16 protein-coding genes are annotated in these 13,961 nt (G+C 41.3%); 3 read left to right on the forward strand and 13 right to left on the reverse strand.

What is annotated here, in order from left to right; translation table 11 throughout:
• Entirely contained in the window at window positions 1–1,347 is a 1,347-nt protein-coding gene (gene aroA / locus H70737_RS18625) for a 3-phosphoshikimate 1-carboxyvinyltransferase (protein WP_042189514.1), read from the reverse strand.
• A gap of 105 nt (window positions 1,348–1,452) precedes the next feature.
• On the opposite strand from aroA, the gene H70737_RS18630 reads away from it, so the two are divergent.
• Window positions 1,453–2,349: a LysR family transcriptional regulator gene (locus H70737_RS18630; RefSeq protein ID WP_042189516.1), complete on the forward strand. Its 897-nt coding sequence runs from the start codon at window positions 1,453–1,455 to the stop codon at window positions 2,347–2,349.
• A 42-nt stretch (window positions 2,350–2,391) separates the two neighbouring features.
• Here the strand turns inward: H70737_RS18630 and H70737_RS18635 are convergent, their stop codons facing one another.
• Window positions 2,392–2,652: a helix-turn-helix domain-containing protein gene (locus H70737_RS18635; RefSeq protein WP_042189518.1), complete on the reverse strand. Its 261-nt coding sequence runs from the start codon at window positions 2,650–2,652 to the stop codon at window positions 2,392–2,394.
• A gap of 15 nt (window positions 2,653–2,667) precedes the next feature.
• The gene (locus tag H70737_RS18640; RefSeq protein WP_042189520.1) at window positions 2,668–3,660 is read right to left on the reverse strand and encodes a hypothetical protein; all 993 of its coding nucleotides are present in this window, start codon (window positions 3,658–3,660) and stop codon (window positions 2,668–2,670) included.
• Between the two features lie 388 nt (window positions 3,661–4,048).
• Here H70737_RS18640 and H70737_RS18645 point away from each other — a divergent pair, with 388 nt between their 5' ends.
• Window positions 4,049–4,768, forward strand: a complete 720-nt coding sequence (locus tag H70737_RS18645; protein WP_042189522.1) for a class I SAM-dependent methyltransferase — start codon at window positions 4,049–4,051, stop codon at window positions 4,766–4,768.
• 83 nt (window positions 4,769–4,851) lie between these two features.
• Here the strand turns inward: H70737_RS18645 and H70737_RS31305 are convergent, their stop codons facing one another.
• Window positions 4,852–4,950, reverse strand: coding sequence for a YjcZ family sporulation protein (locus tag H70737_RS31305; protein WP_231573297.1), 99 nt, complete (start codon window positions 4,948–4,950; stop codon window positions 4,852–4,854).
• A 354-nt stretch (window positions 4,951–5,304) separates the two neighbouring features.
• Here H70737_RS31305 and H70737_RS31080 point away from each other — a divergent pair, with 354 nt between their 5' ends.
• Window positions 5,305–5,484, forward strand: coding sequence for a hypothetical protein (locus tag H70737_RS31080; protein WP_042189524.1), 180 nt, complete (start codon window positions 5,305–5,307; stop codon window positions 5,482–5,484).
• A 116-nt stretch (window positions 5,485–5,600) separates the two neighbouring features.
• Here H70737_RS31080 and H70737_RS18655 read toward each other — a convergent pair whose 3' ends face one another.
• From H70737_RS18655 to H70737_RS18695, 9 genes are all read right to left on the reverse strand, one after another.
• A complete protein-coding gene (locus H70737_RS18655; RefSeq protein WP_042189527.1) occupies window positions 5,601–6,458 on the reverse strand; it encodes a hypothetical protein in 858 nt (285 codons plus the stop codon).
• Between the two features lie 353 nt (window positions 6,459–6,811).
• Window positions 6,812–7,576, reverse strand: a complete 765-nt coding sequence (locus H70737_RS18660) for a VOC family protein (protein ID WP_042189530.1) — start codon at window positions 7,574–7,576, stop codon at window positions 6,812–6,814.
• 2 nt (window positions 7,577–7,578) lie between these two features.
• Window positions 7,579–8,385 (reverse strand): pyrroline-5-carboxylate reductase, encoded by an 807-nt coding sequence (gene proC, locus H70737_RS18665; RefSeq protein ID WP_081951160.1) that lies wholly within the window; start codon window positions 8,383–8,385, stop codon window positions 7,579–7,581.
• A gap of 18 nt (window positions 8,386–8,403) precedes the next feature.
• A complete protein-coding gene (locus tag H70737_RS18670) occupies window positions 8,404–9,231 on the reverse strand; it encodes a MetQ/NlpA family ABC transporter substrate-binding protein (protein ID WP_042189532.1) in 828 nt (275 codons plus the stop codon).
• Window positions 9,232–9,242: 11 nt separating this feature from the next.
• Window positions 9,243–10,262, reverse strand: a complete 1,020-nt coding sequence (locus tag H70737_RS18675; protein WP_042189534.1) for a uroporphyrinogen decarboxylase family protein — start codon at window positions 10,260–10,262, stop codon at window positions 9,243–9,245.
• A 31-nt stretch (window positions 10,263–10,293) separates the two neighbouring features.
• Window positions 10,294–10,953 (reverse strand): methionine ABC transporter permease, encoded by a 660-nt coding sequence (locus H70737_RS18680; protein ID WP_042189536.1) that lies wholly within the window; start codon window positions 10,951–10,953, stop codon window positions 10,294–10,296.
• Window positions 10,928–11,971: a methionine ABC transporter ATP-binding protein gene (locus H70737_RS18685; RefSeq protein WP_042189539.1), complete on the reverse strand. Its 1,044-nt coding sequence runs from the start codon at window positions 11,969–11,971 to the stop codon at window positions 10,928–10,930. The genes H70737_RS18680 and H70737_RS18685 overlap by 26 nt, the downstream gene beginning before the upstream one ends.
• A gap of 46 nt (window positions 11,972–12,017) precedes the next feature.
• Window positions 12,018–13,178, reverse strand: coding sequence for an amidohydrolase (locus H70737_RS18690; protein ID WP_042189540.1), 1,161 nt, complete (start codon window positions 13,176–13,178; stop codon window positions 12,018–12,020).
• A 20-nt stretch (window positions 13,179–13,198) separates the two neighbouring features.
• Window positions 13,199–13,870, reverse strand: coding sequence for a GntR family transcriptional regulator (locus H70737_RS18695; RefSeq protein ID WP_042189543.1), 672 nt, complete (start codon window positions 13,868–13,870; stop codon window positions 13,199–13,201).
• Window positions 13,871–13,961 lie beyond the last annotated feature (91 nt).

The raw sequence follows: 13,961 nt of genomic DNA on the forward strand, positions 1-13,961 counted from the left end.
TTAGTATTGGACCTGTACGCCTAACGCTGACAAACGGTCAAAATAATCTGGACAGGTCTTGGAGACACAACCAGGGTCGATAATCTGAATATTCTCAATCTTCAAGCCGATTAATGAAAGCGCCATAGCCATCCGATGATCGTCATGAGAATTTAGTAAAGCTGGGAGTGGCTGACCCGGATATACCGTTAGACCATCCTCAAACTCTTCCACATGTATTCCGAGCTTACTTATTTCCTCGCATATCGCGGATATCCGATCACATTCATGATGTCTGATATGTGCAGCATCCTTTAGAGTGATTGGACCATCTGCAAAAATAGCCATAGCAGCCATTGTTAGTGTTTGATCCGACCACTTCTTCATACTCACTGTGAATCCACCCTTAAGCCGTGGGACACCTTGTACTTCAACAAAGTTCTCCCCACGAACAACGGTACAGCCCATTACCTCCAGAACGTCTAAAAACTCGATATCAGGTTGACTTGTCTCGCTAGCATTAATCCCTTCAATTCGTACACGTCCTGCCGTAAGCGCAGCTACCGCCCAGAAGTAACAGCATGTGGATACATCAGGCTCTAAAGTGATCGCTTGTCCCTGATACTTTCCTGTAGGAACCGTTATTGATTGACCGTCCTTAGACGCTTCTGGTGTTACACCAAAGGAGGCCATCATGGTAAGGGTCATCTCGACATAATCTCTTTGCACAACTTCTCCATCAATATACACGGTTACCGGTTTTTTGGCATACGGTGCGGCTAGCAATAATCCACTTATAAATTGACTTGAAGTGGAGCCGGGCAGCGTTGCCTTTCCTCCTTGCAGACCTTTTGCCTCTAATGTAAAAGGTAAACAACGCTCGGCTTGTTTATACTCAAATTGTGCACTCAGGGTCGTTAATGCGTCGAGTAATGGGGCGAGTGGTCGCTCACAAAGTCGTTTACTTCCATTCATTGTCCAAGTGCCAGTCCCTGCCGCGAGTGCAGCGGGTAAGAATCTCGCAACCGTACCAGCCGCTCCTACATATAGCTCACCAGTCGGATTCGGCCAGTTGCCGCCACATCCATCAACAACAGCTGTCTCTTCTTCTATCACAACGGGAATCCCCAGTTTCTTTAATGATTCAATACACCAGTAAGAGTCATCACTTCTTAATATTCCCTTTATTTCTGAACGTCCATCAGCTAAAGCAGCGATTACCAAGGCCCGATTCGTCAGACTTTTGCTTCCTGATATGGTTATCGTTCCATTGATTACCGCTTTCGCTGGGCTAATCTTCACTATGTGTTTATCGCTATTCGTTGACCATGGAGAACGTGCTTCTAAGTCCGGTTGATTGGATTCCACTTCATCCACCCCTTTGAATTATTCCTCTAGCCTGATTATAATGAATGAAATGAAATAAATGAAATTGGATTTTTACTATAATGATATAGAGGTGATCTATACCACATGTTCAACTTGGAGTGGTATCGTATTTTCTGGCAAACGGCACGTCATCGAAATTTAACAAAAGCTGCAGGGGAACTACATATTACACAGCCTTCTGTGAGTTATGCCATTAAACAAATGGAAGAAGCCTTAGGACTGAAGCTATTTCACAGGCTGTCCAAAGGTGTAGAGCTTACAGAAGAAGGACGAGCGCTATTTGAATATGTGGAGCAATCCTTTTCCATGCTGGATTCTGCACAGAAGCATCTGGAGAGCTTGAAGCAGTTAAATGAGGGAGAAATACGAATCGGAGCCAGTGATTATCTGATCAAGCACCTTTTGTTGCCGCAGTTGAATACCTTTCATAGCACATACCCAGGTATACGAATTCGTCTCTCTCATGGGAAGACACCAGACATCACTAAGCGTTTAAAAGATGGTGAGATCGACTGCGCCTTTGTCCATATGCCGCTTCACGATCCACTGCTAAATATACAGAAGCTGGCTGTGTTAGAGGATTGTTTTGTAGTAGGTGAAGCCTATCAAGAATTAGCTAGTCGTTCACTAACCATGAGAGAAGTGTCAGAGCTGCCTTTAATCCTATTTTCTCAAGGGAGCAGCACTAGAGTATTTGTTGAACAATGGTTTGCGACTAAGGGATTATCGGTAATTCCAGATATTGAATTAGGGAGTATAGAATTGCTAGCAGAGTTCGCCAGATTAGGGTATGGGGCAGCTTTTATCAGCCGTTCTTTCGTGCAAGAGGATCTTCACAGTGGAAAGCTTCATGAGTTGAAGTTAGAAGATCCGCTTTTACCTCGCAGTATAGGTTTTGCAGTACGACGGGATCGAAAGCTGTCTGTTGCGGCTGAGCAATTTGTTCAGATGATTGGGGCACGGCTATCTGAGGGTTTATAATTCTTTGACTAAAAAAAGCAAAAACACCGGGAATCCCGATGTTTAATTCATTCCTAGAGCTTCTTTAATTTGCGGGATAGATAAACCGTTTGTTTTCATCTCTTTGATCCAAAGAATGCGTGCGACGGTTTCCTCTCTTTTATATCTGCGTGTTAAATTCTCCTCGGCCTGTTCAAAGGGAAGCATGCCTTCTTCTGTGTAATGTTTGAGTGTACTATAACGAGAGTTTGTGATTCTTACCAATTCACCTATAGATACATACTCTGAAGCCAAAATATTCTCCATGGAACGTTGTCTAGACATTGATTACCAACTCCTTTACAGCGGGCGCTTCGGAACAAGACGCACACCTTGGATTGGCACTTTCATCATTACAAAATGCGGGATCGCATCGTATAACAAATTATCAATTTTAAGGGTCGCAATCGATCCTCTCTCCATCACCTTAACTTCATGTCCATAGGACAATAATCTTGTAATAACTGCGTCTAGTCTTTGATTAGAATTATCAAACCAAGACTCTGTTTCTATAAAGACAGCTCGCGATGGCTCTAGGGCAGGGAATAAAAGATTGATGCTACTACCGATAAAAGTCTTCGCAAACTTTGTCTTCAATTCTAAAAAGCGTTTGATTCCCAGCTCAATTCCATGGCGAATTTGTATTGGAAGCAATGCCTTTGCCCATACATTACTTTGGTATAGAACATGTAGTTTGATATTTACCTTTTCTATTTCATTTAGCGAGAAGAAATCATGCATGCATCCACATTCACGAAGCAGCCACAGCATACAAATGACCTCATCCGTTACTGAACCCTCTTCCAAAATCTCTGCGCGAATGTTCTCTGTAATGCTTGAGTACGCCTCCATATTACTGCGATACGCTCTAACTTCAACTTCGGCAGTTTCAAAATACATATCGCTCCCTAACAGACTTGGGATATCTTCAAGCAAATCCATTGCTTTAAGATAATCTGAAATCGCGGTCTCGAACTTTTTTAATTGTTTGTTAGACAGCATGGAGGCCTTTTTTACCCACCAATTAAGATCACCCTTCACTTCAGCATGTTTATGAAGCAAGGGCTGTAGAACCGTTTCTCTATAAAGTGTTGAATGAGCTTGATCCAATCCTTCCTTGGGCAAAGTTAACTTGTTCTCTGATTGCGTAAAACATCCCTCTAAGTAAAGCTCCAATATAACCGCTGCTGCCATACAGCGTAAAGACACTTTCTTGACAGTAGTCATATGAAGACTTCTCTGTGCATTAAGCGCGATCACTGAAAAACTTGGTGCTAATTTTAAATCCATCATAACCATCCACCCCTATCCATAAATTCGTATTTACTGGATGATATTTATTCCGTATGGTGAGCGTTTTGATTTACTTACTACTTACTACTTATCACTTACAATACTCTACATTTACATTATTTTCAAGTGTTCTTGAATAAATTAAATAAAACCCCAACTCGTAATCGGAGACTACTAAAAGAACGGACATTCATATCCTTTTTAGCAAAAAAATCCAGATCGTCAAGCAATTACGCACATTGCTTGACGACCTGGATTTTAACTTAAAAATAAACCAACATTTTCTTTTTATGTATGTTCTTAAGTCATTAATATTTAGCACTGCGGTACAAAGTTATTTTTTTTTCATATTATAAAATAAGACCCGCAGTGAAAGGAATTTACACTCATGGAATATTTGAATATGCTTGCTAAATTAGGTGTTGGAAATGCTCATCCTGGAGGGTTTACTGCAACTTTAAAGCAGTTTGAACAATATCCGCTACCACCTGCTTCCCGAATCCTTGAAGTTGGTTGTGGCACTGGCAGAACATCTTGTTATTTAGCTGCACAAGGTCATGATGTAATAGGTATAGATATTCACCCAGATATGATCTCAAAAGCAAAAATACGGGCTGAAAAAGAGAATTCTTTAATTCAATTCTTAGTAGGTGACGCAAGTTCGCTTCCTTTTCCTAACGAGTCATTTGATGTGATTCTTGTTGAGTCTGTATCCATTTTCACTGATACAGAAAAGGCATTTTCGGAATATTATAGGGTTTTGCGGACTGGAGGCAAGCTTTTTGATAGAGAAATGATTCAATATAAACCTATGTCTACAGAAATCAATCAAGTGATTAGTACATTTTATCATGTTGAGAATCTATGGGACTTTAATAAATGGTCAGCATTAGTAAACACTATGGGATTTTATCATTCACAGATAGATGGTCCCTTCTTGTTTCCTAAATCAAGTGAGGATCTTACAGAGCATCCAGACCATTATCAACAAATGGATACTGATTCCTTTCTTGACCATACGATTTGGGAAGTGATCAGTAAGTACAACAGTATAATGGACCGTTATCATGAATACATCGGATTTATTCTCGTTATTGGAACGAAATAAAGGATTGGCATGTCCATCAACATTTGCAAAAAAAGAACAATAGCCTTGGAACAGTGGCTATTGTTCTTTCTGATAGCCTGCTATTATACAAAGAAACAAGCAGATAATATAATTACCAATAAGATATAAAGAACCAAAATTTCTCCAGTAGAAGTAAATCTGCCTCCAACTCCACCGCTCATTGATTATCCCTCCCTTTTACTTCCTAAAATATAATATGCGCCACTATTCTAAAAGTATGGACTATCACCTAATTAACCGAAGGAAAAACACGGCACGTGCTGACAAACAAAAATCACATTCCCATCGATATTAAACATTATAGATTAAGGTTAGTCATTGGACATAAAAAAGACTTGCTCGAAGTAGCGATGCCCGACTTATCATCTATCTTAAGGCTGAAGCTAGCGTCCTCTAACTCTATTACAGGCACTCCGTATATCGATATCGAACCCCAATGTTTAGCGGTGGTTGCAGAATCGGAGACATGGAATATAGCGTGTACGATTTCAACATGCCCAGAAGGTTGAGGGTGGATGGATCTGGACGATGTTAATCTCTCCAACCTCATTCGTCTCTCACATGGGAAGACACCTGAGATCACTAAGCATTTAATAGATGGTGAAATCGACTGTACCTTTGTACATATGCCTCTTCACGATCCACTAAGACAGAAAGAAAGCTATCCGTTGCGGCTAAGCAATTCGTTCAAATGATTGGTGTAAGGCTATTTGAGGATTTCAAATGAAGGAGGATTCCCAAAAGCGATACACATAGTTATACTCGAACGTACCATTTTTGCGATAAGTGTATGCGTCTGATGCAACAGATATTAACGCTCCCATCCATTTGGATACCACTTGTCCCAGAAGGCATGAGCAGCTTTCTTGTAGTCTTCGACATTCGTGATTCTTGAATAGTCTCCGCTATAAATCTGATACTTGAAAATAACTTTGGGCTTCTCATCTTCATCCAAAGCATCTATATATGGATCGTAATTGTCAAGCATAACTCCAATCAACCCCTCGTAAGTACCAAAATACCCTCTATTCTTATGATCAACTATATAGCTATCCATATCAAAATCACCCTTTTCATAAAACATGTAATCCACCGAAAACTCTATTTCTTTATGAGCACTATCCGGGTGAGTTTCAAAGTACCTAATAAGCGCTGAGATAATTTCCCCCTCTGCTAACCAGTTTTTCTCTAGTTGCTTGTCGATGTCGATGCGATCATACATCACACCTAAGTGCAAGTCGGTAGAACTGTCCCTAATAAGTACTGGTCCTGAGATATTTTCAGGATAGATACCTTGATATTTATTAAGATGATTATCTGGGTTGTACTTCTCTAGAATATTGAAAACTTCTTGTCTCAGTTCGAAAGCATCATTATTAAAGTTATCTTCAAACTTGCCTGTTTCCAGGCGCTTCTGGATTTGAATAGCTAAGCTAGGGTCTCTCTTGTCAAAGGCCTCGGCAATAAGATCTCCTGTTTTAGTACCGTGAGCATTATTTTCATACTTTTCGTACCACACATCAACTTCTCCAATTTGGAGACCATATGTCTGCTCCAGATAGGAAGTAACCTCAGCTTTCTCTTTCGAATAATCTGGTTCTTCACTAATCAAACTGCATCCAGAAAGAATAAATAAAGAAATAAAGAATACTAGTACTGCTCTTTTCACACAAATGACCCCCTAGAACTTTTTGACCTCGCTGACCCACGTCACTAACACTTTCCTATTTTCAACACTGTTTGCGGAAACCATTTCATAACTAATATTCTCCATTTCCACAATTAACCATTATTATAAATATTCAAAAAATGTTATACAACCACTTTTATGAACAATTAAAATCTGAAAAACACCGGATCTTTCCCACAAATGCTCATAGTGTATTTACCCTCTTGACCCTTAGAAACGCGCAAGACATCCTCTTAAGCAAAAAAGCCAGACCACCAAGCAATTAAGTACATTGCTTGGTGGTCTGGCTTTGTATTTAAAAAGAAATCAAAAATGTAAATATGCTACTTCCTTTATACAAAAACATACTCCCCGTCACCGATCTGAACCGTCTTCCCTTTCAGCGCTAACGAATCAGTCTCAAAAATCACCTGCTTGAACTGGTTCTCATCCCCTTGCACGAAAGCAAAAGACTTATCTCCTATCGCAAGTTTGAAGGTACCGTCCCCTGACTCTGCTACAGGCAGTCCGAATATCGATCCCCAGTGTTTAGCGGTAGCTGCAGGATCGGAGACATGGAATACAGAGCGCACGATTTCAACATGACCTGCAGGATGAGGCTGGATGACTCCAGACGATGATAATCTTTCTAACCTCTCTGCATCTGTCCCGCTCCATTGAATGATGAACGGATAGACTAGGCCTTGAAAGTCACCACCGATAGTCATCATGCGCCACTCGATTAATCTTCCCTCGTTATCTAGACGCTTCCCATCGATGATTGGAGATAGTGATAAACCCGCTGCTTTCAGGGAAGCCGCTACTTCTTCAATATCATCTGTCCGGATGACTACTCTGCTTAAGACTTCATGCTCCGGCAGAAGTTTTACAGCGTCTTTCACCACTAGATTATGTTCAGTTGCCTTTGCCAGCTCAAGATTCTCAATGCTCAGAAATTCGAGATAGGTTAGCCCGAAATAACTTAATGCGTTATAGGTTCCCCAATCTTTATGAGAACCTCCCTTAAAAGCAACCAAATCATGGGCTCTAAAGATTTCAACCGGTTTAGACAGATCATTGACGTAGTGTACTAAGTGATCCCATTTCACTGTTGCCATGATTACTTCACTCCTAGCTCAGTAGTACGCTTCACAGCTGCCAGAACACTTCTTTGCAGACCTGCTGCGAAATCACTGTTATTTAATTCGTACAAGCCATGCATCCCAACTCCGCCAGGTGAATTATTAATATCAAGCAGCTGTCTTGGATGCAGCCCTGTCTGCTGCAGCATAGCTACCGATCCCATCAAATTCTCCAGTGCAACATTCCAGGCTTGCTCACGCGGCAATCCGGCAAGCACACCTGCATCTACAAAAGACTCAATGAAATAATAAATATAGTTGGGGCCAGCCACACTAAATCCAGTGAAAATATCCATGAATGTCTCATCCAGATATTGCACTTTACCAAATCCGAGTAAGAAATGCTCCACTTGATCACGGCTAGCGTAAGCATTTAATGCTACACCGCTATATCCGTAGCCTGTATCCGTCAATGTATTTGGAATGACACGGATAATGGACCTCTCAGCTCCAAAATAACCAGCTAATTGGACATTCGTCACACCTGCCACAATCGATACGATGACTGCGGTAGGTGAAGCGAATTGTTGTACGATTTGTCCAAGTGTAGTTAAATCATCCTGTGGACGCACCGCAACCACAATCAGATCTGCAGTAGATAGGCTTTGTTCCTGTGAGCTCTTCGTATCTATTCCGTATTTGGTACTCAAAAACTGAAGACGAGCTTCATTAATGTCAGATACACTAATTTGATCTACCGACAGGGTGTTGTTGGATATACATGCGCGAATGATCGCCTCCGCCATCTGTCCTCCACCGATAAAATGAATCTTTTCTTGTGTCACTTGCGTTCACTTCCTTACTTAATTGTTGTCCCATGCTTCAGGCAGAATGAAACCATCATATTTCTCTATTCCACGAATATATTCTTCGAACTCTTTAGATTCATAAGCTGCTTTCAAGTCTTTCGCCCACTGTGTATTTTCATCCTTTTTATTAACCGATACGATAATTCTGTGTTCCATAGGTGTATTTTCGATTTTCAAGGCATCCGTAATCTTTCTGTCTGAATTAGCAATATAATTCCCGTTTACAACGCCGTAATCAACATCTTGCAGTGAAACTAGGATTTGAGCAGGGTCCAATATTTTAATATCAATGTTATATTTATCCGGTTCCATGCTGTTGATGTTAAAATCAGCTACGCCTGCGCCATCTTTAATCTTGATCCAACCCAATTCTTCCAGGATACGCAGTGCACGCTCCTGGTTCACCGGATCATTCGGAACAGCTACGGTTGTACCATCTTTAACATCGTCAAGTGTAGTATGATTTACGGAATAAAGACCTTGTGGTGCACCAGGCGCATAAGCAATTCCTACCATGTCTGCTTTGATTTCTTTGTTAATTGCCTCCATGTATGCTGTGCTTTGGAAGATACTTGCGTCAATGGAGCCTTCCTTCATCGCAGGATTGACCTGCATGTTTTGCGAAAAGGACTTAATTTCAACGCTATAGCCTTGTTTCTCTAGGATCGGAAGGATCGATTGGCGGAATTGCTCCTCATAGGTTCCCACACCAAATCCAATGGTAAGCTTCTTCTTATCTCCAGAATTATCGGATTGATTATTCCCGCAAGCCGTCAACACCGCTAGAACCCCTATCATCAACACTACTATCAACTTTTTCATAACTTCATCTCCTATTCAAATATAGATTGTTTTAGTTGTGCTAACGCCTCATCCGTCACATTAAGCGGGATAGCGCAATTTGGAGAAAGAATAAAAGGCTGGTCTTTCATTAATGTCAGTGCTTCTTTAGCCTGCTGCTTAATTTGTGCGATATCGTTTACAGCGAACAGCCCATGATCGACGCCACCTACTTTAGTAGCTTTAAGATCCGCCTCTAAACCAGGGTTCCCCTCGGCTACAGTATCCCAGCTGATCCCATCAATTCGATAATCATTAAATTTCTCAGGCTGGGCATAAGCCCCACAAGTATGAAGAATGTTTTTGCCGTAGCTTGCAGCTTCTAAGACAATAGAGTCATAAGGTCTGGAGAACTCGTCAAACATGACTTCATCAAATAATCCTGGGTGAGCGGTGCCTGTCACAGCGTAGAACAAACCGTCAGAACCCACTTGCTGCAGCTCTTGTACATAATCGGCTAAGGTTAATGAAATCGCATGTAACGCATGGTGCGCTGCCGCACGATGCTCCTTAAATAACGACTCCAAAGTTACCGGATGCTCAATGCCAAACACTGTTTTTGTAACATAAGCAGAACGTCCTACAATAAATAGCAATACAGTCAATGGAGAGAATACCGTTTGGATTAGTGGGGTATCAGGTAGTCCTTGACGAATTTTTCTAACACTCTCTAAGTGTTCTGCCAAGGAAGCTGTATGCACCGCCTTTTTAACTTCGATATCCCATAGATTAACCGCTGATGGAATTGCTGTTGTTTGCTGCCTTGGAAATACAGTCTGATAATCCGTAAAATCATATTGATTGCCCCAAGCTTCCGCCAAATAAGTTGCTCTAGGATTGATCTTGACCCAGTCCCAATCATATTGTTTCGTAAAAGAAATCGTAGTTTGCGCTAAATCATCTGCAGTTTGTTCTTTGTCGATAAAATGTCGCCAACCACTTACAATTGGGCGATCTGCCTTTTCTCCAGATAATATCGCTTTAAATCGATCTTGCTTGCTCCATTCACTCATCTGCCAAACTCCCTCCCGGAATATGTAATGACTAATAACGGCGAATTTTTCTTGCTAGCGTGTTGCCTAAAGATTGAATGCCTTGCACTAAAATAATGAGAATAACAACAGTAGCTACCACGACAACCGTATCAAAACGTTGATATCCATATACAATCGCCAAGTCGCCGACACCGCCGCCCCCTACCGTTCCAGCCATTGCAGTTGCACCGATCAACCCGATCGTCGCCGTTGTCAAAGACAGGATTAATGATCCAACTGCCTCTGGCAATAAAAAGTACCATATCACTTGAAATGGCGTTGCCCCCATCGCTTCAGCAGCTTCGAGAATTCCCGGGTTCACTTCAAGCAGGGAGTTCTCTACTAAACGGCCAATATAAGGTGCGATGTAGATAATTAAAGGTACGATCGCTGCGCTTGTCCCAATCGAAGTATGAACAATCAAACGTGTGAAAGGTACAATCGCTACAAGTAAAATAATAAAAGGCAGAGAGCGTATAATGTTGATGATCGGATTTAGTATGGCGTAAAGCGCTTTGTTCTCCAAAACCCCACCAGGACGAGTGATTACAAGCAATATCCCAAAGGGTATCCCTATCAATGAGCCAACAAACAAGGAGACGCCAACCATCTGAATCGTTTCAATAATCGCCTGCAGAAATTGATCACCTGTTAATGTGGTCGAAAACATTAGATTCTACCTCCTCTACACCGACTCCATGACGTTTTAAGAAAGATAACGCATTGTTAATCTCAGCTGTATCTCCACTGCATTGAATAATCACTGTACCCAGTGTCGTTTCCTGAATCTCGGTCGTGTTCGCAAATAAAATATTGACCTTCATATCGAAGGATCGAATCATCTCGAACAGGATAGGCTCAGAGGCGCTTTCTCCAACAAAATTAAGTTTATAAAGAACACTTCCGGGTTCTGTTTTGATGGATTTTTGGACGCTTGGCGTAATGCTATTTTGAATAACCGTCTTCACAAAATTCTGTGTCGTCTTATGCTTCGGACTACCGAATACATCTAGAACGCTTCCTTGCTCAATAATTCGGCCCTCTTCCATCACTGCCACCTTGTTGCAAATCTCTTGAATGACAGACATTTCATGTGTAATGATCATCACAGTAATGTTGTACTCTGCATTGATTTTTTTCAATAGCTGTAAAATAGAATGTGTTGTCTGTGGATCTAAGGCAGAAGTCGCTTCATCACATAATAGGATGGATGGATTCGAGGCAAGCGCTCTGGCAATCCCGACCCGCTGCTTCTGTCCACCTGACAATTCACTAGGGTAACTCCCTGCTTTGTCACTTAATCCAACAAACTCTAGCAACTCTTGTACACGCTGGCGGATTTCATTCTTATTCTTTTTTAAGAGAACTAGAGGAATCGCTACATTATCAAATACTTTTTTAGATTCTAATAGATTAAAATGTTGAAAAATCATGCCGATATTCTTCTTAGCCGCCCGTAACTCTTTATCGTTATACGTTCCTAAATCACGCCCAGCAACGAAGACCTGTCCTTCTGTAGGTCTTTCCAAATAATTGACTAAACGAATTAATGTACTTTTCCCCGCACCACTATAGCCGATAACGCCAAAGATATCGCCTTTATCGACCTTTAAATCGATCCCTTTAAGAGCATCAATCGTGATTCCTTTCCGAGTGAACGTTTTGGAAACCTGCTTTAGTTCAATCATATACATTCCTCTCAATCATCTTTAGGATTTAGGTCTAGGAGATCAATTAAGCTTTGACTTGTAGCTTCACCAGCGCTTGTTCTGCCAATAAAGCGAAGTACTTCGCAGCGGGTAAGATCGCAGCTTCATCCACATCGAACCGAGGGTGATGTAAAGCATAGGCTGGACCTGATCCTATATTTACAAAAGCACCTGGTATCTGTTGTAAATAAAAAGAGAAATCTTCTCCTCCCATTTGCGGAGGGATATCATGTACTATATATCCGGCATCTGAAGCGACCTCTTTGGTAAAGTCAGCCCATTCGCCATGATTAATCGTTGCTGGTGGTCCTGGATACCAATGTAGTTTAGCCTCTGCCCCAGCAGCTGCAGCAATCCCTTCAATAATTCGAGTCATTTGGACTGGAATTTGGTGACGGTTCTCTTCATTGTAAGTTCGCACCGTACCTTCTAATTCCACTTTTTCCGGCAGGACATTCCATGTGAAGCCCCCATTAATTCTGGTGACACTTAACACCACCGGTTCTGTAGTACTGTTTTGGCGGCTTACGATGGTTTGTAGCGAGGTAATGATCTGAGCCGCAGTGACAATGGAATCCACACCTTTTTCAGGATAAGCAGCATGAGCGCCGACACCTTTAATCGTAATTTCAAACCGATCAACACCTGCTGTTAAAGCTTCTGTTCTTGTTCCAAAAGCTCCTGTAGGCAGGTCTGGAGAATTATGTAAACCGAATATAGCGTCAACACCCTTGAGTCCTCCTGATGCTAAGACACTCTCCGCTCCATGCCCTGTTTCTTCTGCTGGTTGGAACAATACTCTAACCTTGCCAGGCAATTCACTTTCACGTGCCTTTAACAATAAGGCAGCTCCTAGAATCGTAGCCGTGTGAAAATCGTGCCCACAAGCATGCATTTTTCCAGGAATCTCAGAAGCAAAAGGTAATCCAGTCTGTTCCTCTATCGGAAGTGCATCAATATCACAGCGAATAGCTACAACAGGTCCATTACCTTGTCCGATCTCTGCGATAAGTCCGGTTTGTAAAGGAAGGTCTAGAATATGAATATTGGCATGGGTCAGCCATTCCCGTAATTTCTCTGTGGTCTTAAATTCTTCATAAGCTAATTCAGGCTCTCTATGTAGGTTTCTACGAACATCAATTAATTGATTCGCTAATGCTTGATCAACCTCATTAAGTATATTCATAGTAAAGTGCTCCCCTTTCTTTATGCTTCCAACTTTTCTTCAATACCTTTAATCCGGTCAAGTGCAGTAGCTAGACTGCTTAAAATATGATCTCGCATTGCTTTTTCAGCGCCATCTTCATTGTGGTCAGCGATCATTTGCAAGATAAGATCATGTTCTTCATCCGCCTGTGTATTCCAATCTCCATGCATGGAGACGAATCTACAATAGCGAAGGGAATGATCTCTTAATTGATTCAGAACTTTCTCGAATGTTTTTAGTTCGCTGATTTCTGATAAATAATCATGGAACTCAAATCCATAGGTTACAAAATTCTGATTGTCGCCAAGTTGGAAGGAGTGTTTCATTTTTGTAATCATCGTCGTTAAATTAACAATATCGTTCTCTGTAGCATGCTTAGCTGCATTTCTTGCGATATAGCCTTCAAGCATGCTGCGAATTTGGAATATTTCTTCAACCTCTTTGAGTGTCACAGAAGCCACCCGAAGTCTTCCATTTGGCTGTCGAATGAGAAAATCCTCGTTCTCCAATCTCTGTATCGCCTCTCTTAGTGGAGTACGACTAACCCCTAGTAACGCTGCCAAATTTTCTTCATGTACAGGCTGATTCGGCTCTAATTCACTATCAATAATTTTTTGTTTTAATGCATCATAGGTATTATCCTTTGACAACCTCCGTGATCGTATCGCCATATTTATGTAGCTCCTCATCGATAATCTGTCGGGCAAGAGCCTCAACAATATATTTGTATAATTGTATACAATTATTAGTTTTGAATTGATT

The organism is Paenibacillus sp. FSL H7-0737 (assembly GCF_000758545.1).
Classification (GTDB): Bacteria; Bacillota; Bacilli; order Paenibacillales; family Paenibacillaceae; genus Paenibacillus_AQ.